This is a genomic window from Mesorhizobium comanense, assembly GCF_005503535.1.
GTDB classification, from domain to species: Bacteria; Pseudomonadota; Alphaproteobacteria; order Rhizobiales; family Rhizobiaceae; genus Mesorhizobium; species Mesorhizobium comanense.
Genome location: NZ_SCNN01000023.1, coordinates 36,561 through 58,270, shown reverse-complemented (window position 1 = coordinate 58,270; position 21,710 = coordinate 36,561). Strand labels below are relative to the sequence as shown.

Here is a 21,710-nt window from a genome sequence, read left to right as displayed (position 1 = left end):
CGTGGTCTCATCGTCATCCAGCCGTCCGCGCAGGGTCGCGGGTTTCTTCGCCAGGTGCGCACCGGCTGTCATGTCTGTCGGGCTGCTGCTCGTGGCATGGGAACTCTACGCGAACCATTCCGGCATCAAGCCGACGGTGCTGCCGGCGCCCTCGCGCGTCTTCGAGCAGGCGATCCTCAATCGCGAAGCGCTGGTCGACAATGCCATCCCCACCATCCGCGCCACACTCCTCGGCTTCGCCTGCTCGCTCAGCGCGGCCTTCGCGCTCTCAATCCTGGTCGATTTTTTTCGACCGCTGCGGCGCGCACTCTTTCCTGTCTTCATCGTCAGCCAGACCTTGCCGCTGGTGGCGATCGCGCCCCTGGTGGTGCTGTGGTTCGGTTTCGGGCTGGCCCCCAAGATCATGCTGGTCGCGCTGGTCACCTTTTTCCCGATGCTGGTGGCGCTTGTACAAGGCTATGAGGCGACCGAGGTCGAGATCGGCCAGATGCTGCGCACCATGGGGGCGGGGCGCTGGCGCGTCTTCGTGCTGGCCCGGCTGCCCTCGGCGCTGCCCTATTTCTTCGCCGGGCTCAGGATCTCCATCACCTATGCCGTGGTGGGCGCCATCTTCGCCGAATATGCGGGAGCGGCGAAGGGGCTCGGTATCTACATGCTCAACGCCAAGAACAATTTCCGCCCCGACCTCGTGCTGGCCGCCGTTGCCGTCAGTGCGGGGCTCACCCTCGGCCTGTTCGGGCTGACGGTTCTTCTGCAGCGTATTGCCATGCCCTGGGAACGTGCCGGCCGTGAGCCGCCGGGAACGGGTCCGCGCGAATGAACCGGCTCGAACTGCGGCATGTGCGCAAGGCGTTTGGCGGGCTCGACGTGCTCGCCGACATTTCGCTCAATGTCGGCGCCGGCGAATTCGTCTCGATCCTCGGCCCCTCCGGCGCCGGCAAGTCGACGCTGTTCCAGATACTGACGGGCGCCGAGCATGGTCATGGCGAGATGCTCTTCGACGGTGCGCCGCTCGACGACCATGGCAGGCATTTTGCTTTCATGCCGCAGCGCGACGCGCTGATGCCGTGGCGGCGCATCATCGACAACACGACGCTCGGGCTCGAAGTGCAAGGTGTCAGGCGCAAGGCGGCACGGGCGCGCGTCGCACCGCTGTTCGCCGAGTTCGGGCTCGCCGGCTTCGAGCGGCATTTTCCCGCGCAGCTGTCGGGCGGCATGCGCCAGCGCGCGGCGCTGCTGCGCACCGTGGTGCAGGAGCGCGACATGCTGCTGCTCGATGAGCCTTTCGGCGCTCTCGATGCGCTGACCCGTGCGGCCCTGCAACGCTGGCTCGAACAGATGTGGCGGCACCATCGCTGGACGGCGCTGCTGATCACCCATGATGTGCGCGAGGCGCTGTACCTGTCGGACCGGATCTATGTGCTGTCGGCACGACCCGCCCGCATCGTGCGCGAAATCAGCGTGCCGCTGCCTCGACCGCGCGACCCGACCGCTGCCGCTTCGTCGCGGGCCAGCGCGCTCGAGGCGGAGATCCTCGACATCCTGCTCAATCCCCAACCATCCAAAGGACACGACCATGACTGAGATAACGCGTCGCCAGGCCCTGCTGTTTGCCCTTGCCGGCAGCCTGCCGCTGGTTGCCGGAGCGAAGCGCTCCTTCGCGGCGACGCCGAAGGTCACCGTCGCGCTGGATTGGACGGTCAACACCAACCACATCGGGCTGTTCGTCGCGCGCGACAAAGGCTTCTATCGCGAGGCCGGGATCGAGGTCGACATTCTTCCTTATAGCGACACCGGCGCCGGGACGCTTGTCGCCAACCATGTCGCCGACTTCGGCATCAACGGCACCATCAGCCTGTTTACCCAAAGAACCGGCGGGGCCGACTTGAAGGCTGTTTATGCCGTGGTGCAGTCCGAGACCGGCCGGCTAGTCTTCAATGCCGCGCGCAGCGATATCAAAAGCCCCAGGGATCTCGACGGCCTGACCTATGGCGGTTTCGGCAGTGCGTGGGAGAACGCGCTGATCTCGACCATCATCCGCCACGATGGCGGCAAGGGGAATTTCGAGACCGTGACCCTCGGCACCTCCGCCTATGAGGCGCTGGCCAACGGCTCCGTGGACTTCACCCTCGAGGTTTCGACCTGGGAGGGCGTGGAGGCGGAGCTCAAGGGCGTCAAGCAGCGCAGCTTCGTCTATGCCGATTATGGCGTACCGGACGAGCACACGACGCTGATCTCGTCGAGCGAGGCCTATCTGAAGGCAAATCCGGAGCTGGCGGCGGCTTTTGTCCAGGCAACGCGGCGCGGCTATCAGTTCGCCGTCGATCATGCCGGCGAGGCGGCGGCCCTGCTGATCGCCGCCAACAAGGATGCCTTGACCAATCCGGCGTTGATAGATGCCTCGCTGAAGGCGCTCGTCGACGGGCATTTCCTGCGCGGCAAGAGCGGTTCCATCGGCACCATGGATCCGGCCAAGATGGATGCGATCGGCTCCTACCTGTTTGCCACGGGCATCCTGCGCGACGCGGATGCCAAAGCTCTGACGCAACTGCCTGATTTTGGCGGATATTTCACCAACCAGTATCTGGCATGAGGCAGATCCGCGTAGCCCGGTGACAGATACCTTTGATGAGTGCGTCTGACGCCGGGCAGGCAGACACGAAACAGGAGGTTGCGCACGACCGGCGCCGACGCGGCACAGGCCATTTCCACGCGATAGTCGCGATCCGGTCTGCCGGTTAACCGGCCGGCAATGGTTGCGTGCAAAGGTCACTTCGAGGGGATCACGGGGTGCCTGCCTTGCTCACATCAAAAAGTGACGCGCTTTCGCATGCCGACGAAGGCGGAGTTTTCTCCGCCGCGCGAAAACGCGAAATGCTGATCGACCTGCGCGAAGGCTTTTTTCGCGTCTGCGCGCTGGCCTGCGCGGGACTGTTCGTCTACCGCGGCATGTACCAGGTGGTGGAGGATCCCACGCGGATCAATGCCGCACTGGTTGCGATTTCCGAGATACTCACCTTCACTTGGCTGCTTTTGTCGCGGCGCCCGGCAACGCGTGACTGGAATCCGCTTACGGTCATCGTCTCGGTGACGGCCAGTTTCGGGGTTGCCTTGATCAGCCTGAAGCCGGGCATCGCACTCATCCCCGTCTATGTCGCCGCGCCATTGCAGTTCCTGGCGCTCTGGTTCGTCATCTGGGGCAAGATATCGCTGGGTCGCTCCTTTGCCATCCTGCCTGCCAATCGCGGCGTGATGACGGGCGGCGCCTACCGGATTGTGCGTCACCCGATCTATGCCGGTTATCTTGCCGGCCACGTGCTGTTCCTGCTGTCGGCCTTCTCCTTCCACAACCTCGCGGTCTATGCGGTGATCACCTATCTGCAACTGTATCGCATCCTGCGCGAGGAAGCGCTGCTGGCCGCGGAGCCGGAATATCGCGCCTACATGGAACGCGTTCGCTACAGGCTGTTGCCTCGGGTGTTCTGAGAACACCCAGCATATTCTAGAACACCACGATCAAGACGCGGCGGCGATCCGGCTGGCTTCAGGTCAGCCAGCGGCGCATCGAATGGCCTGCTGCCGCGCAAACCCTCTTGCTCCTGCGAGATTTATCCAAAGCATCTCCTTGCGTCCTGTGCATTCTCTGGGATGCAAGGGTTATTGCTGCGTAATTTATGGCTACAATGGTTCTAGAAATGGACGTTGGAGTCGCCCAGCTTCAGCTGTTTCCGACTTTCTCATAAAAATCGTTTTTCCTTCTCAATTTCACATAATACCGATAATTCGGTATTTTCGGCCATAATATTTTTTACAGATATAATATATTTTTACTACTGTTGTTATTTCTGTATTTCTACAACGAATACCATCATTTTTACAATTGAGATCCGCATTGAAACTGAACCTCTTCTGTCGCGTATTTCAGTTCGCAATCGGCTGCATGCCGACTGCCTTAGCGCAACGACAACAGGAGAGTGTTATGGCTTCCATGATCAAAACAGTCGCCAGCGTGTTGGCCGGTAGTGCGATAATCGTCGTTCTTTCGATGCCCGCGAATGCTGCCGGCGGAATTGGCGTTGGTGTAGGCGCCTCCGTCGGCGGCAGCGGCGGCGTCAACGCCGGCGTCGGCGCCTCGGTGGGCGGCAGCGGTGGTGTCAGTGCCGGTGTCGGCGCCTCGGTCGGTGGCAGTGGCGGCGTCAATGCCGGGGCCGGCGCGAATGTCGGCGGCTCGGGCGGCGTCAGCGCCGGGCTCGGCGCCTCTGTCGGCGGCAGCAATGGTGTGAATGCGGGCCTGGGCGCGAATGTCGGCGGGTCGAACGGCATCAGCGCCGGCCTCGGCGCGAATGTCGGCGGCACGGGCGGACTTGGCGTCGGTGTCGGCGTGGGTGTCGGTGGCGGAACCAACCCCAGCAATCCGGGCAATCCGTCGAACCCGAGCAATCCTGGCCACCCGAATCTTCCGGGCGTCGTTGCCCAGATGTCGGGCAACCAGTTGGCCAGGATGAAGAAGCGTTGCGCCGACGTGCTCAGCAGCGAAGGCACCTATGATCGCGACCTGCGCCAGCTCTGCCTGCTGATCGCGCGCCGCTGAGGCCAAGGGTGCCGGAAGGGAAGTGCGGAAAACCAGCCGCGAGGCTTTGAAGCGCACTCTCCTGGCCTCCGGCCGGTTGGAAAGCCCGCCGTTCAGGCGGGCTTTCTGCTACGCCTCTGTTGCGCTTCCGCGACCTTGTTCTCACGCCTCTCTCAACCTGGATGCCGATGGCGGCTTGCCCGGCCGAGGGTATCGCGGGTTGCAATCTTCAAGCTTTTCATCTCGCGGGGCAGGGATTTCCTTTGCCGGCGAAATCGACACATGGCTCCATGACGATTGGAACGGCAGGGCTGCTCGGACGTTCTCGTTTTCGAACATCGCATCACGCGATGTCCAATCGGCGCACCAGCGCATACAGGAGCGGGAAATCATGAGCCTTGGAACAATCCTCATTATCATTCTTGTCATTGCGCTGCTTGGCGGCTTCAGTGGCCTGGGCGGCGGACCGTTCTACGGCACCGGCTATTATGGCGGTGGCGGGCTGGGGCTGGTGCTGCTGATCATCATCATTCTTGTCGTGCTCGGGCGCATCTAGCCGAGTGGTTGCCATGGGCGCTCGCGCTGTCGTGACCACGCGGATGCCGTCGCGCACCGGATCGTGATGAAAGCAGGCAGGCTTGTGATCCGCTGAAGGGCGAGACTCACCTATATTGAATGCGGTCCACACCCCCCGTGGAAACAAGAGGAGAGGGTCCCACCCCTTATCCTCCTCCAAGGCCCGCCCCGGCTTCCCGGAGCGGGCTTTCTTTTTGCCCTAGCATCACGTTGAGGTCCGGCCCGGGCCGGCGTACCCGGAACTCCAGTGAGGCTCCCTGGCTTCGGTTGAGGCTTCTGGCTTCGGTCGGCCGACGTCCATGCCACGCCAGCCTCCGCCACCTCGTTGACAGTGCCGTCTTGCCGATATATTGAACAGGACTATACAGGTTCACTGAACAGGTACGCATATGAAGCGGCGCGCGGTTCAATTGTCTCCCGGCACGGGCAAGCCCGAGCAGATCGCGACCGTTCTCGAACATGAAATCCGCTCCGGCGTTCTCGGCTTCGGCGATCGCCTGCAAAGCGAAAACGAGCTCGTCCAGCGCTTCTCCGTCAGCCGCAACACGGTCCGCAAGGGCCTCGAGGAACTGTCCAGCCGCGGGCTGATCACCACCAAGGTCGGCATTGGTTCCTTCGTCACTTTCGACGGCAAGCCTGTCGATGACGCCATCGGCTGGTCACGGGCGCTCGCCGATGCCGGCGCGAATGCCGAGACAAGGACGCTGCGGCTGGAGGTGATCGAGGATGCCGACCTGGCCGTTCTGCTCGGCATCGAAAGCCCGTTCTTCATCGCCGTCGACCGCGTGCGCACCAACGCCAGCGACGGCCATGCGATTTCCATCGAGCGCAGCCGGCTGCCGTTGTCGCCTGAACTGGAGGACGTGCCGCTGCGCGGCTTGCGTGAAGGCTCGTTGCACCAGACGCTGCGCGGGGCGGGGCTTGTGCCCGACCATGGCGAGGAATGGGTCGACATCGAGATGCTCGACGCCGGCGACGCCGCCATACTGGGATGCCCGCAAGGCACGCCGTTCCTGCGCGGCCGCCGGCTGACGCGCGCGGCTGACGAGCGGCCGATCGAATATGTCACCAGCCTGCTCAATCCCGCCCATTTCGCCCTGCATATGAGGTTTTGAGCGATGCCGGACAATGCAATGCTCGATCGCGCCAAGGGCGCGCTTGTCGGTGGCGCGCTGGGGGATGCGCTCGGCATGCCGACTCAGCTTCTGTCACCGGCCCGCATCGCCGAACTCTACGGCCATGTCGAGGATTTCGTCGCTCCTTTCGCCGAGCATCCGGTGTCGAAAGGCCTGCTGGCCGGAACCATAACCGACGACACCGAACAGGCGCTCTTGCTCGGCCGCATTCTTGTTGAATCGGGCGAGCGCTTCGACCATGCACGCTGGGTCAACGCGCTGCTCGACTGGGAGCGCGAGGTCAAGGCGCGCGGCAGTTACGATCTGCTGGGGCCGTCGACAAAGCGCGCCATCGACGCCATCAACAACGGCGTGCCGGCACAAGAGGCGGGGCGGGGCGGCGACACCAATGGCGCGGCCATGCGCATCGCGCCGGTCGGCATCATGATGCCGCCGGAGCCGTTCGACGCACTCGTCGCCAAGGTGGCGGAAACCTGCCGGGCGACGCACAACACGTCGATCGCGATTGCCTCCGCGAGCGCCGTCGCCGCCGCCGTCAGCCGCGGGGTCGCTGGCGGGGACTGGCGGGCCGCGTCCGACAGCGCGGTTGCCGCCGCAAGGCGAGGGGCAACGCTTGGCCATTGGGTGACCGGCGGCGACATCGCGGCCCGCATCGTGTGGGCGCGGGACCTGGTGCGCGGAAAGGTGGTGAAGGACGCGATCCGGCTGATCACTGACCTCGTCGGCACCGGGGTCGCCAGCCAGGAGTCCGTTCCGGCAGCCTTCGCGGTGCTGGAAGCTGCCGACGGCGATCCCTGGCAGGCCGCGATCATCAGCGCCAATCTCGGTGGCGACACCGATACGATCGGCGCCATCGCGGCCGGCATGGCCGGCGCCTGCACCGGGTTTTCACGCTTGCCGGGGGATCGCGTGGCCGGCCTCAAGGGCATCGACATGGCCGAGGTTCGCACGCTTGCCGCCGATCTTGTCGCGGCGCGGATGGCGACGGCCGGCAAGACGGGTTCTGGCAAGGACGCCGCGGCATGAACGGGCGCCTCGTCCATATCGGCAGCGCGGTGGTCGACTATGTCTACCGCATTGATGCCCTGCCGGCGTCCGGCACGGAAAAGACCGCATCGAGTTATGCGCAGGTCGCCGGCGGCGGTTTCAACATGATGGTCGCCGCGGCCCGCACCGGCATGACGGTGGTGTTCGGCGGCCAGCTTGGCGCCGGGCCGAACGGTGATTTCCTGCGCGCCGCGTTCGCGAGCGAAGGTATCGAGACGCTGACGCCGCCATCGCCTGTTATGGACAGCGGCAATTGCGTCGCCATGATCTCCAGCGATGCGGAACGCACCTTCGTGTCGTGGCCCGGCGCGGAGAGCATTCTCAGCCTCGCCATGATGGCGTCCGTCACGGTCGTGCAAGGCGATTGGGTGTTCGCGTCAGGCTATACGCTCAGCTATCCCGGCAGCCGTGATGCGCTCACCAGCTGGATAGAAGCGCTGCCGGCGGACGTTGCTTTCGTCTTCGATCCGACGCCGGTTGTTTCCGATATTCCGCGATCCATTCTGTCGCGCGTGCTTGCCCGCACCAATTGGCTGAGCTGCAACGCGACGGAGGCCGCCGAAATCGCCGGGCCTGGCGATGTCGAGAGCCTCGCGGCACGGCTTCTGGCCGACCATTGTCCGCAGGCTGCTGGTGTCGTCATCCGCTCGGCCGCCAAGGGTTGCCACATCAGGCTGGCCGGCGGCGCTCAGCAAACCATTCCCGGTTTCAAGGTCGAGGCTGTCGATACCAATGGCGCCGGCGATACCCATATCGGCGCGTTTGTCAGCGCCTTGTCGCGCGCAACGCAGCCGTTCGAGGCAGCGCGCTACGCCAATGCGGCGGCCGCGATTTCGGTGACGCGTCATGGCGGCTCATCGGCACCGACCGATGCGGAGATCCAGACTTTCCTGAGCCAGGCCGACGGTCCTTCGACCGATGTGCCCGGCCAGACACGGAAGGCCCATCAGACAGCCTGACAAAGCCCGGGAAGCGGGCAAACACAGAGAGGAACCAACATGCGCATGCCGAGACTGACTGCTCTCTTGACGGCGACCGCCGTCTTTACCACCGCGCTCACGCTGGCGGCGAGCGCCGCCGAAGTGCATGTGCTCAACTGGAAGGGTTATGGCGCCGACGAGCCCTGGGCAATCGCAGCCTTCGAGAAGGCGACCGGCAACAAGGTCGTCAACGACTTCTTCAATTCCGAACAGGAGATGCTGACCAAGCTCAGGACCAATCCCGGTCTCTACGACGTGGTCATGATCAACGCCGCCTTCAACGACCAGGCGATGTCCGAGAAGCTGATCCAGCCGATCGATACCTCCAAGCTGCCGAACTACGCCGATATCAGCAAGGACAAGGCGGGATCGCCCATGCTCGACCATGACGGCAAGGTCTATGGCGTGCCGTGGGTGTGGGGCCTGACGGCGCTCGCCATCAATGAAAAGTCCTTCGACAAGCCGCCGACGTCGATCGCCGAGATGTGGGATCCCGCCCACAAGGGCCGCGTCGTCATCCGCGACGACGCTGTCGAGGCGGTCCAATTCGGCGCCATCGCCACCGGCCAGAACATCAACGACATCAAGGATATGGACGCGGTCAAGACCAAGCTGACCTCGCTGATGCCGCAGATCAAGACGTTCTGGAGCTCGGAAAACGACTGGAACCAGATGGTCGCCTCCAACCAGATCGATATCGGCACCTATTGGAGCGGTTCGGCCGACCGCGCCAAGACCCATTTCAAACTGCCGGTCTCGCTGGTCATTCCGCAGGAGGGCGCCGTCGCCTGGCTGGATGCCTTCTCCATTCCGGTCGGCTCGAAGAATGTCGCTGGAGCCGAGGCCTTCATCAACTACATGATCGACCCGAAATTCTACGTCGAATGGGTCACCAAGGTCGGCGCCCCCGTCTCGGCCAACACCAAGGCCGTCGAGGCGCTGCCCGAGGATGCCTTCAACCGCAAGGTCATGGGTGATCCGGATGTCGCCAAGCGCATCCAGTTCCAGGCGCCGATCACCGACGCCCAGCGCGAGGCCTATCTTGCGCTCTGGCAGCAGCTCAAGGTCGACGTGAAGTAAGGCTCACGCCCGGACCAGCCGGCGGTTCACGCCGGCTGGTCCTTCCAATCCTGGGGAGGAGGATATCATGGCAGAGGGTGCGGCCGCATCGCGCGGCGGGCTGGGCAAGGCGTTACCGCTGCTGGCGCCGGCCTATCTCTGGCTGACCGTGGCGATCTTCCTGCCGCTTTCGGCCATGGTGTTCTTCTCCTTCATGACCGACCTGCCGCTGACGGGAAAGCCCTGGGCCTTCACGCTTGGCAACTATGCCGCCTTCTTCTCGCAGAGCCTTTACCTGACGCTTCTGCTGGCCTCTCTCAGGCTCGGTCTGGAAGTGACGCTATGGTGCGTCGTCATCGGCTATCCCGCGGCCTATGTGCTGGCCAAGGTGCTGAAAGGGCGCAGCCGCGAGGCGATCTTCCTGCTGGTCATCCTGCCATTCTGGTCGAACGGGCTGGTGCGCATCTTCTCCTGGGCCATGGTGTTGCGCGAAGGCGGCATCCTCGACGCCGCGCTCAACGCCGTGCTGCCGTTCAAGATCAACATCGATCTCATGTATTCCTATCCTGCCGTGATCATCGGCCTGGTGCACTCCTACGTGCCCTACATGGTGCTGACCTGCTACCTCACGCTGCAAGCGATCGACGACTCGCTGATCGAAGCCGGACGCTCGCTCGGCGCCTCGCGGTTGCAGGTGCTGAAGCGGGTGATCATTCCGCTGTCGATGCCGGGGCTGGTGGCCGGGGCCGCTCTCATCTTCGTGCCCGTCGTCGGCTCGTTCATGGAGCCGCGCATCCTCGGCGGTCGCACTGGCACCTTCTACGGCACTGTCATCGAGGACCAGTTCGTCGCCGTGTTCAACTGGCCGCTGGGAGCCGCGCTGTCCTTCATCCTGCTGGCCGTCGTGCTGGTCATCCTGGCGGTTGCATCGCCGGTGCTGCGGAGGGCCGCCTGATGATGACCACCCGCATCCTCGAATGGCTGGGCCGGATCTATGTCTGGCTGCTGCTCGCCTTCCTCTATCTGCCCATCATCATCATGGCGCTGATGTCGTTCAACGCCTCGCCCTTCTACCAGCTGCCATTCGAGTGGACGACGGACTGGTATGCTTCGCTCTGGCAGAACGACCAGTTGATCTCGGCCACCTGGAACAGCCTCAAGATCGCGGTCATCACCACCATCATCTGCGTCGTGCTCGGCACCACGGCTTCGCTGGCGCTCTTTCGCTATGAATTCCGCGGCAAGAAGCTGTTGCAGGCGCTGCTGTTTCCGCCGATTGCCATTCCCTGGCTGATCACCGGAACGGCGATGCTGATCTTCTTCTTCGGCGTCGGCATCGGGCGGGGGCTGTTCGCCATCCTGCTTGGCCATGTCGCGCTGGCGCTGCCCTATGTGATCGTCGTCGTCTCCGCTCGCCTGCAGACCTTCGCACCCGAACTGGAAGAGGCGGCGCGCTCGCTCGGCGCCAATCAGTGGCAGGTGACCAACCGGGTCACGCTGCCCTGGATCATGCCGGGCGTCATCGCCGGCGGGCTGTTCGCCTTCGCCGTTTCGTTCGACCAGTTCGTCGTTTCCTACTTCCTGTCGACGCCCGGCCAGACGACGCTGCCGGTCGAAATCTACGCCGCGATCCGCAAGGGCTTCACGCCCGAGATCAACGCGGTCTCGACCATCATCATTGTCGTATCGATGGCGCTGATGCTGCTCACGGCGCGCTTCTTCAAATTCGGCGGAGAGAAATAATGGCCGGCGTCACGGTATCGAACGTCTCGCGCAGCTTCGGTGCGCACAAGGCGCTGGACGATGTGTCCATCGATTTCGCCGACGGCGGCTTCTACGCGCTGCTCGGGCCTTCGGGCAGCGGCAAGACCACGCTGCTCAGGCAGATCGCCGGCTTCGATTTTCCCGACACCGGCCGTATTTCGATAGGCGGCGAAAGCGTCGAGCGCGTGCCGGTCGAGAAGCGGCGCATCGGCATGGTGTTCCAGAACTATGCGCTGTTTCCCAACATGAGCGTCGCCGACAATGTCGCCTTCGGGCTCTCGGTGCGTGGCGAGGCCAAGACTGTCATCGCGACGGAAGTGCAGCGCGCACTCGACCTCGTGCAACTCGGCAAACTCGGCGGGCGCAAACCGCACCAGCTCTCCGGCGGACAGCGCCAGCGCGTGGCGCTGGCGCGCGCAATCGTCACCAAGCCGCGCGTGCTTTTGCTGGATGAGCCATTGGGCGCGCTCGACAAGGCGCTGCGCGTCGACATGCAGATCGAGCTGAAGCGCATCCAGCGCGAGATCGGCATCACCACCATCTTCGTCACGCACGACCAGGAGGAAGCGCTGACGATGAGCGACCGCATCGGCATCCTGCGCGACGGCCGGCTGGTGCAGGAAGGGCCGCCGGAAGAAATCTACGATCGTCCGAAAAGCGAGTTCGCAGCCACCTTCCTCGGCGACGCCAACATCTTTCGCGGCGACGCGACTGGCAATGGTATCCGGCTGGCGGATGGCACCGCGATCGCGGCGGGGGTCGGTGACAGGCTTGCGGCGGGTGCCAAAGCCAGTTGCGCGGTTCGCCCGGAGCGCATTCGCATCGCCACCGATGCAGGAACAACGGATAGCAACATCAACACGCTGAAGGGCCAGGTTTCCAAGCGCATCTTCGCCGGCAACAACAGCACCTATTTCGTCGACCGCGCCGGCCAGACGTTGAAGGTCATCGTCCAGAACACCGGCGCAGACCTGCTGGCGGAAGGGCAGGATGTGGTGCTGCGCTGGTCGCCGGAGAGCACGGTGTTGATTGCGGCGGGCTAGGCACAAATTGGGAAGTTGGCGCTCTGTCACACCCCTCTCTGTCCTGCCGGACATCTCCCCCGCAAGGGGGGAGATTGGCCGTCATCTCTGCCTTCGCAAATTTTCGACGTTGCGGGAAGAGCTGCCGCGCTTACGCTGCTGATCTCCCCCCTTGCGGGGGAGATGCCCGGCAGGGCAGAGGGGGGGTGCTGTCCCTCCGTCCGATCGAGCAAGGGGCTGGAGTGTCCATGGCCTTGGAATTGACCACCCACGACCAATCCATGCTCGACGGCGGGCAAGGCCCATCCGCGGCCGCTGCCATGAAAATCCTCGTCGCCTTCTCCAACGCCGTCGGTGCGAACAGTCTGCTCGACATATCGGGCGCCCATATCGATGGCTGCCTGTACCACGGCAAGGCCGGACTCGATTTCGTCGAGCGGCTGGTCGAGGGCGGCGGGCGTGTCCAGGTGCCGACAACGCTCAATGTCGGTTCGTTCGACCTCATCCATCCCGGCATGGTAAAGATGCAGGTTGCGGAGGAAGTGCCGGCGCGGCGGCTGATGAAGGCGCATCTGGAGCTCGGCTGCCAGGCGACCTTCACCTGCGCGCCCTACCAGACGCGGTTCCGGCCGCAATTCGGCGAGCAGATCGCCTGGGGTGAATCGAACGCCATCGTCTTCGCCAATTCGGTGATCGGCGCGCGCACCAACCGCTATGGCGATTTCATCGACCTGTGCTGCGCCATGACCGGGCGTGCGCCTGCGTGGGGCCTGCATCTCAGTGAAAACCGGCGCGGGCGCATTCTGTTCGAACTCGATGAGGCTGCGCATGAACCGAACGACAGCCTGTTCGTCGGTGTCGGGTTGATCGTCGGACAGGCCAACGGCGACCGCGTTCCGGTGATCGCGGGACTACCGCAACCTCGCGACGAGGACCAGTTGAAGGCACTGGGCGCGGCCTCCGCGACGACCGGGGCTGTGGCGCTGTTTCATGCCGTTGGCATCACGCCCGAGGCCGCAACTCTCGATCAGGCGTTCCAAGGTCGCGCGCCGGAAGAGACGATCCGCATCAAGCGCGCCGACATCGATCAGGCGCTGGCCAGGCTGTCCGCAGTGCCTGATGGCGCGCCGCTTGCCGCAATATCCCTGGGCACGCCGCATTTCTCGCATGAGGAATGGATGCGCCTGTTGCCGATGTTGCGCGAGGTCGCGCCGGGCAGGGGAATCCCGATCTACGTCAACACCGGGCGTGCGACGCTGACGCGGCTGCGGGATGAAGGCGCGCTCGATGGCATGGAGGCGTTCGGCCTGATCCCTGTCGCCGACACCTGCACCTATGTCACCTCGATCCTCGAAAATCTCGATGGCGTTGTCATGACCAATTCCGGCAAATGGGCGCATTACGCGCCGGGCAATATCGGCGTGACGGTGGCGTTCGCCGAGATGAAGGATTGCATCCGCTCGGCCGCCGTTGGGCATGTGGTGCGGGGCGCGGCATGACGCAATCGCTGGAAGCATTTGAAAGAGCTGGCAGCTTCCAACTGGCCGGGGAGGCGGAGGGCGAGGCGCTGGTGTTTTCGCACCCGCTCAGCTTCTGGGGTGGCGTCGAGGCCGAGACCGGCGAAATCATCGATCATTCGCATCCGGGGCTGGGGCGGAACGTCGCCGGCAGGATTCTGGTCATGCCGAGCGGGCGAGGCTCGTCCTCATCATCTTCGGTGTTGGCGGAGGCTATCCGCCGGGGGACGGCGCCGGCCGGCATTCTGTTGGAGCGGCCGGACCCGATCCTGGCGGTTGGGGCGATCGTGGCAGAGTTTCTTTACGGGATCAGCATGCCGCTGGTGGTGTGTGATATTGCAGGGATTGTTTCCGGCGACCGGGTTGTGATTGGTGTTGGCGATAATGGTGGGGCGGTTGTCAGAAGGGCGTAGGGAAATCTCGGAAAGTCAGCGCCGCCCCTCATTGTCCTGCCGGACATTTCTCCCCGTATAGTGACGGGGAGAAAGACGCTCCCGCCGCTCATTTCGCCAATGACCAGCGCAGCAGAAAAGAGCGCCAGTGTTGCGGCCAGCCCCTTCTCCCCGTCACTATACGGGGAGAAGTGCCCGGCAGGGCGATGAGGGGCAGCGCTGACGTTTCTCAATTCACGCGCTCACCTTACGCGCTTCACCCCGCCATCAACCCTGCCGCCCCACGCCGCCAGTAGGCAGCTGCCAACGTCTGGTCTCGGCCGAGGCCGAGCGTGTCGCGCCAGTATTCGCGTATGGTTTTGGCCGCTGCCGCTTCCGCCGCGAACCAGCCGACGGCGGAGACATCCTCAGGCCACTGCACCGAGCGCACAGCCTCGGCCAGCAGCCTGTCCTCGCCCGCCGGTACGCCGTCCCGTGTCAGCCAGTGCAGTTCAATGCCGGTGGCATTGTTGATCTCCTGCTTTTCGCCTTCGTCCGCGATCTCGACGAAGGCGACACCCCTTGTCTCGGCGGGAAACGTTTCCAGCATGCGCGCCAATGCCGGCAGGCCGGTTTCATCCGCGCCCATGACATACCAGTCCGCCTGGCGCACCGGGCGACCGACCGGCCCCATGATGCCGACCTTCATGGCCGGCGCCGCCTGCATCGCCCAGGCCGAGCCGACGCTTTCGCGGGGATGGACGAGGAAGTCGACATCCATGATCCCCTGCGCCACGTCGAGTGCACGGATGGTGTAGACGCGCGCAACCGGTCGCCTGTCGTCCGCCGGCCAGACGGGCAGGCCGCTGGCGCCCAGAACCGGCCAGAGCGGGTCGGGCACGTCTCTCGTGGGAAAGAGCATGCGGATATGCATGCCGCCAAACTTGGCGAAGCGGCCGAGATCCTCCCCGGCAAAGCTGATACGGCGCATATGCGGGGTGAGGTCGCGGACACCGGTGACGGTCATCTCGCGGAACTGGGCAAGGTTGGTCTCACCCGAAAGATCGCCGGTCCATACGATCTCAGGGCTTTCCGCCTTGGCATGGACCTGCACCGCCGTGGCGAGCAGATCCTTGATGCGCGCGAGGCCGTCGCGATCGGCGGCGTTGGCGCGCATCACCAGGCGCTCCATGTCGATGGACGCGCCCCCGAAGGCGAAGCGGAAATCGATGCGCTGTCCCTGATGCGACGCATCGGCCTCGAAGCTTTGCAGCCGGTCGGTGATGCTGTCCATGTAATCGGGCAGATGCCGCAGGTTGAGCCGTGCCTCGCAGGCGAGTTCACGCATCGATGTCTGGCTCATGCTTATCCTCCGATCCTGCCGGTAATCGCCACCTTGAAGGTGCGGCCCTTGCCCTGTTCCGTGGCCGCCGAGGTCGACCAGGCGCTTTGCGGGTCGGTGTAGGCGGTGTTGAAGACGTTATCGACGCCGAAATCGACTTTGAGATTGTCGTTGACGGTCCAGTTGGCGAAGACGTTGACGAGCTCGAAGCCGGGATCGACGACGATCGGGTTGGAGAGGCTGGTTCGGCGGGTGCGGGTGATCTCGCCGATGCTGAGATACTGTGCACCCACGGTCAGCTTGTCTTCCAGCATCCGGAAGCCGACCGTGGCCGAGAAACGGTCGAGGGGCGTGTTGTTCAGCGCCTGGCCGGAATAGATGCCGCTGACAACCTTGGCGTCGATCAAAGCACCCGAGAGGTTGAGGAAACCCCAGCCGTAGTCGTAGACGGCCTCGGCCTCGATGCCTTTCAATCGGGCATCGCCGATGTTGATCGCCGTGCGTGGTGTGACGGTCAGGTTGGTTTCGATGTAGTCTTCGACGTCCGTATGGAAGACGTTTAACTTGGCACGAACACGGTCGCCCGCCGTCAGTACATCGTCATACTTGACATTGATGCCGGCTTCCCAACTCTTTGCCGTTTCGGGTTGCAGCAGAAGGTTGGGCCGGTAGGCGTCGGTGCCGCCATGCGCACCGCCGCCACGGAAGACGTCTTGAAGCCCTGGCGCGCGGTAGCCCTCGGAATAGGTGCCGTAAAGCTGGAAGCCCTCGAACGGGGTGACGCCGACGGTCAAGCGCGGCGACCATCGGTCGCCTGAGATCGAAGCCTCCTGAGGCGACGGCACGCGCGTCTCGCCATCCAGCGTATAGCCGTCATAGCGCAGGGCCGTGATCACTTGCAGCCAGTTCTCGTAATCGCCCTGCCACTGCAGAAAGCCGCCATAGCCCTGCTGTTCGCCGGCGCCGAAATGCGCGGCTTCAGACGAGCCTTCGAGGTAGTAGTAATCCATGCCATAGGTCAGCATATGGGCGATGCCCCAGGCGTCGAAACGTGACGAGTTCCTGGCGTTGAGGCCGGTCGTGGCGACGTCGTAGAAGCGGAAAGTGCCGATCGAGTTGGTCGGCCACACGTGCGTCTGCTCGGCGCGGGTGCGGTTGTGATAGGCATTCACGCTGAGGTCGATCAGGTCGCTGTCGTCGGGCTTCCAGGTGTAGGCGGCGGTATAGGTCTGGTTGGTGGTGTTGGCGTCGTAGCGGCTCAGCGTCGCCGAGGGCGATCCGCTCGAACCGCTGATGATGTCGTTGTAGCGCTGCAGGATGGCGCCGAGCTTCAGCTCGTGGCCATCGGCGGGGCGCAAGGTGGTCTTCAGGTAGCCGCTGGTCACTCGCTCACCGGTCCAGGGCACCGTGGCGCCTTCGCCGTCGGTATAGCTGTCGCGGTTGCGGTAGATGAGGTTGCCGATGATGTCGGCGTCCTCGTTGAAGCGGTAGGCGCCCGTCGTGCTGGTGGTGAAGCCGTCACCATTGCTCTCATAGCCGAGCTTCTCGCTAAGGGCCCAGTTTTCACCCGGCTTCAGGAAGTCGCCCGCGTCCTTGGTCTCGAAGGAAACGACGCCGCCGATGCCGCCGGATCCATAAGCGTTCGACACCGGGCCGCGAATGACGGTGGCGTCCTTGATCAGGTCGGGCTCGACATAGAAGGAGCCCGAACCATGGCCGACGCGCCAGTAGTCCTGGCGGGCGCCGTCAAGCGTCACGACGACGCGGCCATATTGTTCGAGCCCGCGTATGTTGATGGCGGTGGCCGGATCGTCGCCATTCATCGAGGCGGCGACGCCGGGCGTGGTGCGAAAGATGTCGGCGGCGGTGTCGGGCTGGATGCGATCGAGTTCATCCTGGTCGACGGCGCTGATGGCGGCCATAGAATCGATGACTGGGGATTTGATCATCGTCGCCGAGATGGTGATGACGTCGAGCATGGTCGCCGGCTGGTCCTTTGTGGTGCTGGCGGGTGCCAGGCGATCGGCCTTGGCGGCCTTTTTCTCCGGCTCCTGTTCCTGCGCGCTGGCGAAAGGCGCGGCGCAAAGGCCGAGCACGAAGGCGAGCGCGGTGCTGGCCATCAAGGTCGTGTTTTTTGTGGTTGTCATGCAAAGCCCCCAAGCAAAGCAAACTGCTGGCGGTGGCTGAGAGGCCCTGGCTGGCATGATTGGAATCCCGCGGCCAGGACGGCCGGGGCAGGGGTCACATATTAAAACATGATGACATGAGTCAACTTTAAATTTATAGGCCAAGCCGTCTTCGAAACGGGTTTGGGCAAGGAGCAAAAATATGGCTGGCAGTATGGGCGGGCGCAGGCGGAGGTCATGGTTCGGGCCGGGCGGCATGGCCGCCATGCTGCTTCTGACGCTGTCGGTGTTGGCGCCGTCCTGCGGCTTCAAGGCGCAAGCCGCCGAGACCGTCACCGATGCGCTGGGACGAACTGTCGCGCCCGGGCCGGCGACGCGAATCCTGACGCTCGGGTCCGACGTCACCGAGATCGTGCATGCGCTCGGCGCCGGCGAGCGCATCATCGCCGTCGACCGGGGCAGCAAGTATCCCTTGGAAGTGGCCGGGAAGCCCAATGTCGGCTATCGCCGGCAGCTTTCGGTCGAAGGGGTGGCGGGGCTGCGTCCGGATCTGATCCTGGCCGCCGAGGACAGCGGGCCGCCGGCAGCGGTCGAGGTGCTGAAGTCGCTGGCGATCCCGATCGTTTTCATCCCGCAGGACAACAGCGGCGAAGGCATAGACCGCAAGATCACCCTGATCGCCGCCTCGCTTGGGCTCGAAGACAAGGGCAAGGCTGTTTCCGCCGGGGTGCTCGGTGCTTTTCAGGTCGCCGCCGATCTCGCCGCGAGAGTCCCGCCGGAGCGGCGCAAGAAGGTGGTGTTCTTCCACGGCCTGGTGAAGCTCAGTGCGGCAGGTGCCGGTACGTCGGCCGATGCCATCATCCGCTATGCCGGCGGCCTCAACCCGATGGATGTGGTGCAAGGCTACAAGGCGGCATCGGAGGAGAAGCTGGTGGAGATGGCCCCCGACGTGATCCTGATGATGAGTGACGGCAAGGGCGGCCCGACGCCGGAGCAAGTGTTCTCCAACCGCGCGCTGGCGGCGACGCCCGCGGCCGCCAGCAAAGCGCTGATCGTGCTCGACGGTGCCTACATGATCGGCTTCGGTCCGCGAACGGCGGACGCGATCCGCGACCTGGCAAAGGCGCTCTATCCGGAAAGCGTCGATTAGGCCCGCAGTCAGATCTCCGGAATGTTCTCCTTGAAGATCACCTGCAGCCTGGGTTGGTGCAACTCATAGGGCAGGCCCCTGACCTCGTGTGCGAGGATGTTGAGCGCCTCGCGCGCCTCCACGCGCGGGTTCTGGTCGATGACCGCGTCGAGCGTGCCGTCGAGCAGCAACTCCTTGGTGCCGTCCGTCACCTCGTGGCCGAGGAAGACCATGGATTGCGCACGGCCACGCTCTTTCAGCGCGCGCGCGATGCCGGTGTTGCCGGCGCCGACATTGTAGATCGCGGCAAGGTCGGGGTGCCGCTCCAGAAGCGCTGAAGCCTCGGAATAGGCCTTTTCGCGGTCGTCGAGCATTTCGCGCATCTCGACGATTTCCAGATTGGGCGATTCCTCGGTCAGTATGTGCCGGAAGCCCATCTCGCGCTCCTCATGGCCGCGATAGGACAGCGAGCCCGCGAACAGCGCCACCTTTCCGGGACGTCCCGAACCCATGAAGCGGTTGAGAAGATAGCCGGCCAGCCGTCCGGCGGCACGGTTGTCGATGCCGATATAGGCGACCCTCGGCACATGCAGGATGTCGGAAGCGATGGTCACCACCTTGACGTCGCTGGCCGACAGCGAGCGGATCGCCTCGCGCACCGTCGGATGGTCGAGCGCAATGACGCCGACGCCTTGCGTCTGGCCGCGCAGATCCTGCAGCAGGCGGGCAAGGCGATCGGGATTGAAGCCTTCGATGGTGGCGATGTGGACATCGAGATCGGGACGCGCCAGGGCCTGCGCCTCTATCTGGCGATGCAGCATCTTGATGAAGGAGTTGGTGCCGGCCGGCAGGGCGAAGTCGAGTCGGATGACCTCGCCGGGCGCGAGCCGCGGCGGCGCCCCGTTCGGATTTTCGGCGATATAGCCAAGGCGCTGCGCCATTTCGAGCACGACCTCGCGCGTGCGCGCTCGGACCCCTGGGCGGTTGTTGAGCACACGGTCGACGGTGGCGGCGGAGACACCGGCTTCCCTGGCTATGTCGGTAAGGGTCGAACGCACCGTCTTTCACCTCCTCAACGCGTTGGCATCGTGCAAGGCCGGTGGAGACTGATCCCCACCCTTCGCGATTCTGATGGGAAATGATGTATCCGGCCTTGGCCGATACGCAAGCCGTCGGGCTAAATCACAGAGATCGGCGAAGCCTTGCCGGGTTGGGGAGACGTATTTTCCATCAATTTCAGGCAGCGGGAGTCGAATATGGACCTTGATATCAATCACTTGCAGGCCTCATTGCGATGTTGTGAGGTATTTTGATTATTTATGATGTTGACAGCCTTCCGATCCTGCCGTCAATATCCCTCATGGGCTCGTGGAGGAAACATTGGGCCCTGAGGGAGGAATTCCAATGTCTGATATGATCCGCATCTCGCGGCGCCGATTGCTGGCGTCCGGAGGCAAGGCCGCGATGTTCGTGGCCGCCACAGGTATCGCACCCCAGTTCATCCGCCCCGGCCGCGCCTTTGCCGCCGACGCACTGGCGCCGGGCATGATCGGCGGGCCGACCGGTTTCGAGGGGGCCGAACGCTATCAATACGGTCCGGACACGCCGGAAGGCCGCGCGGTCGAAGCCGCCAAAGCGCTCAAGGGCGCCGGCAAGGCGCCGGCCAGGATCGTGCTCGGCCTGTCGGACGGATCGATTGGCCAGCTTACGCAGCCTTTCCCGGCCGGCGCGCCGTCGATCAAGGAGCTGTGGGAGAAAGAAACCGGCATTCCGATCGAAATCGTCGGCCTGCCGAACGGCCAGGAATTCACCAAGACGATGCAGGATATCTCCACCAAGGGTGGAGCCTACGACATCTATTCGACCGAGTGGAACCGGCTCGGCGACCTCGCCGAGACCGGCGGTATCGCCAAGCTCGATGACTTCGTCGCGCAGTACAAGCCTGAGTGGGATGATCCCAAGACCGGCTATGTCGACGGGGCCAAGGGTGTATCCCTGCTCAACAAATACCGTGGCTCGAACTATGGCGTGTCGCTGGACGGCGACTTCCAGACCTGGGTCTACCGCACCGACCTGTTCGGCGACGAAGCGGAGAAGAAGGCGTTCAAGGACAAATACGGCTACGATCTGGCGCCGCCGAAAACGTGGAAGCAACACAGCGACGTCGCTGCCTTCTTCCAGCGTCCGGACAAGGGCCTGTTCGGCTCGACCGACCTGCGCAACCAGGGCTGGGGCTACACCAACTGGTACCAGCGTTATGTTTCGATGGCCTCGCCCAACCAGTTCCTGTTCGGCGATGACGGCAAGCCGCTGATCAATTCCGAACACGGCATCGCCGCCACCAACGAATATGTGGAATCACTCGTCCATCATTCGCCCGACGCCATCTCGTGGGGCTGGCCGGAGCAGTACGGCAATTTCGCCAAGGGCGGTGCCGCCATGACCTGCGCCTTCTCCAACCTGCCGAAGTTCCTCGACAATGCCGGCAACAAGGATTCGGCTGTCACCGGCAAGATCGGCTCCATGCTGCCGCCCGGCCGTGAGATCGACGGCAAGCTGATCAGCCGCTCGGTGCTGTGGTTCTCGCTGACCGGCATGGTCTCGTCGCAGTCGAAGAACCAGGAGGCGGCCTACCTGCTGCTGCAGTGGCTGGGCTCGGCCCGCATCTATGCCTGGATGAGCGCCAATCCCGGCGGCTATCTCGATCCGTTCCGGCTTTCGGATTTCTCCGACCCGCTGGTGCGCCAGACCTATCACGCCTACCACATGGACGTGGTGCGCGAGACGGTCGCGCGCACGGTGCCGACCATCAACTATCCCGGCGCCACGGCTTTCCACAACGCGCTCGATGAGAACCTCATGGCCTCTTTGACCAAGGCCAAGACGGCAGAGCAGGCGATGGCCGACACCGAGGCCGAGTGGAAGAAGATCGCCCGCCGCATCGGCGAGGACAAACTGCTCGAAGCCATCAGAACCAACAAGGAGGCCTGGCCGACCGTTCTCGATCCGATCAGCTGATCCATCTCCCTGGATCAGGGCCGGAGGGAAGGAGCGAAAGCTCTTTCCCTCCG

Annotated in this window: 20 protein-coding genes; 17 read left to right on the top strand and 3 right to left on the bottom strand. The window is 63.8% G+C overall.

Going from position 1 to position 21,710, the window contains the following annotated elements:
* The first annotated feature begins 70 nt into the window (after positions 1–70).
* The 15 genes from FFS37_RS28640 (at position 71) to FFS37_RS28565 (ending at position 14,084) form a co-directional block, all read left to right on the top strand.
* Positions 71–820, top strand: coding sequence for an ABC transporter permease (locus FFS37_RS28640; protein WP_137934331.1), 750 nt, complete (start codon positions 71–73; stop codon positions 818–820).
* Positions 817–1,584: an ABC transporter ATP-binding protein gene (locus tag FFS37_RS28635; protein ID WP_137934330.1), complete on the top strand. Its 768-nt coding sequence runs from the start codon at positions 817–819 to the stop codon at positions 1,582–1,584. The genes FFS37_RS28640 and FFS37_RS28635 overlap by 4 nt, the downstream gene beginning before the upstream one ends.
* Positions 1,577–2,593, top strand: coding sequence for an ABC transporter substrate-binding protein (locus tag FFS37_RS28630; protein ID WP_137934329.1), 1,017 nt, complete (start codon positions 1,577–1,579; stop codon positions 2,591–2,593). Before FFS37_RS28635 ends, FFS37_RS28630 begins: the two co-directional genes overlap by 8 nt.
* A gap of 281 nt (positions 2,594–2,874) precedes the next feature.
* Positions 2,875–3,486, top strand: a complete 612-nt coding sequence (locus tag FFS37_RS28625) for a methyltransferase family protein (protein WP_232375797.1) — start codon at positions 2,875–2,877, stop codon at positions 3,484–3,486.
* Between the two features lie 493 nt (positions 3,487–3,979).
* Complete coding sequence (locus FFS37_RS28620; RefSeq protein WP_137934327.1) at positions 3,980–4,591, top strand: hypothetical protein; 612 nt, start codon at positions 3,980–3,982, stop codon at positions 4,589–4,591.
* A 370-nt stretch (positions 4,592–4,961) separates the two neighbouring features.
* On the top strand, positions 4,962–5,126 hold the full coding sequence (locus tag FFS37_RS28615; protein ID WP_064983672.1) for a DUF3309 family protein: 165 nt from the start codon (positions 4,962–4,964) through the stop codon (positions 5,124–5,126).
* 409 nt (positions 5,127–5,535) lie between these two features.
* Complete coding sequence (locus FFS37_RS28610) at positions 5,536–6,261, top strand: GntR family transcriptional regulator (protein WP_137934326.1); 726 nt, start codon at positions 5,536–5,538, stop codon at positions 6,259–6,261.
* A gap of 3 nt (positions 6,262–6,264) precedes the next feature.
* Positions 6,265–7,308, top strand: coding sequence for an ADP-ribosylglycohydrolase family protein (locus tag FFS37_RS28605; RefSeq protein WP_137934325.1), 1,044 nt, complete (start codon positions 6,265–6,267; stop codon positions 7,306–7,308).
* On the top strand, positions 7,305–8,288 hold the full coding sequence (locus tag FFS37_RS28600; RefSeq protein WP_137934324.1) for a PfkB family carbohydrate kinase: 984 nt from the start codon (positions 7,305–7,307) through the stop codon (positions 8,286–8,288). The genes FFS37_RS28605 and FFS37_RS28600 overlap by 4 nt, the downstream gene beginning before the upstream one ends.
* A gap of 39 nt (positions 8,289–8,327) precedes the next feature.
* A complete protein-coding gene (locus tag FFS37_RS28595) occupies positions 8,328–9,389 on the top strand; it encodes an ABC transporter substrate-binding protein (RefSeq protein WP_137934323.1) in 1,062 nt (353 codons plus the stop codon).
* A gap of 67 nt (positions 9,390–9,456) precedes the next feature.
* Positions 9,457–10,323: an ABC transporter permease gene (locus FFS37_RS28590; RefSeq protein WP_137934322.1), complete on the top strand. Its 867-nt coding sequence runs from the start codon at positions 9,457–9,459 to the stop codon at positions 10,321–10,323.
* On the top strand, positions 10,323–11,111 hold the full coding sequence (locus FFS37_RS28585) for an ABC transporter permease (protein WP_137934321.1): 789 nt from the start codon (positions 10,323–10,325) through the stop codon (positions 11,109–11,111). The genes FFS37_RS28590 and FFS37_RS28585 overlap by 1 nt, the downstream gene beginning before the upstream one ends.
* Positions 11,111–12,175: an ABC transporter ATP-binding protein gene (locus tag FFS37_RS28580; protein WP_137934320.1), complete on the top strand. Its 1,065-nt coding sequence runs from the start codon at positions 11,111–11,113 to the stop codon at positions 12,173–12,175. Before FFS37_RS28585 ends, FFS37_RS28580 begins: the two co-directional genes overlap by 1 nt.
* 227 nt (positions 12,176–12,402) lie before the next feature.
* Complete coding sequence (locus tag FFS37_RS28570) at positions 12,403–13,653, top strand: aconitase X (RefSeq protein ID WP_137934319.1); 1,251 nt, start codon at positions 12,403–12,405, stop codon at positions 13,651–13,653.
* Positions 13,650–14,084 carry an aconitase X swivel domain-containing protein gene (locus FFS37_RS28565; RefSeq protein WP_137934318.1) on the top strand — a complete coding sequence of 145 codons (435 nt, stop codon included), beginning with the start codon at positions 13,650–13,652 and terminating at the stop codon, positions 14,082–14,084. The genes FFS37_RS28570 and FFS37_RS28565 overlap by 4 nt, the downstream gene beginning before the upstream one ends.
* Before the next feature lie 235 nt (positions 14,085–14,319).
* On the opposite strand, the gene FFS37_RS28560 is transcribed toward FFS37_RS28565, so the two are convergent.
* Both FFS37_RS28560 and FFS37_RS28555 read right to left on the bottom strand, forming a co-directional pair.
* Complete coding sequence (locus FFS37_RS28560; protein WP_137934317.1) at positions 14,320–15,405, bottom strand: siderophore-interacting protein; 1,086 nt, start codon at positions 15,403–15,405, stop codon at positions 14,320–14,322.
* Positions 15,406–15,407: 2 nt separating this feature from the next.
* A complete protein-coding gene (locus tag FFS37_RS28555) occupies positions 15,408–17,531 on the bottom strand; it encodes a TonB-dependent hemoglobin/transferrin/lactoferrin family receptor (RefSeq protein ID WP_137934316.1) in 2,124 nt (707 codons plus the stop codon).
* A gap of 181 nt (positions 17,532–17,712) precedes the next feature.
* Between FFS37_RS28555 and FFS37_RS28550 the strand changes: the two genes are divergently transcribed.
* Positions 17,713–18,660, top strand: coding sequence for a heme/hemin ABC transporter substrate-binding protein (locus FFS37_RS28550; protein ID WP_137934315.1), 948 nt, complete (start codon positions 17,713–17,715; stop codon positions 18,658–18,660).
* An 8-nt stretch (positions 18,661–18,668) separates the two neighbouring features.
* Here the strand turns inward: FFS37_RS28550 and FFS37_RS28545 are convergent, their stop codons facing one another.
* The gene (locus FFS37_RS28545; RefSeq protein WP_137934314.1) at positions 18,669–19,697 is read right to left on the bottom strand and encodes a LacI family DNA-binding transcriptional regulator; all 1,029 of its coding nucleotides are present in this window, start codon (positions 19,695–19,697) and stop codon (positions 18,669–18,671) included.
* A 346-nt stretch (positions 19,698–20,043) separates the two neighbouring features.
* Here FFS37_RS28545 and FFS37_RS28540 point away from each other — a divergent pair, with 346 nt between their 5' ends.
* Positions 20,044–21,657: an extracellular solute-binding protein gene (locus FFS37_RS28540; protein WP_137934313.1), complete on the top strand. Its 1,614-nt coding sequence runs from the start codon at positions 20,044–20,046 to the stop codon at positions 21,655–21,657.
* Positions 21,658–21,710 lie beyond the last annotated feature (53 nt).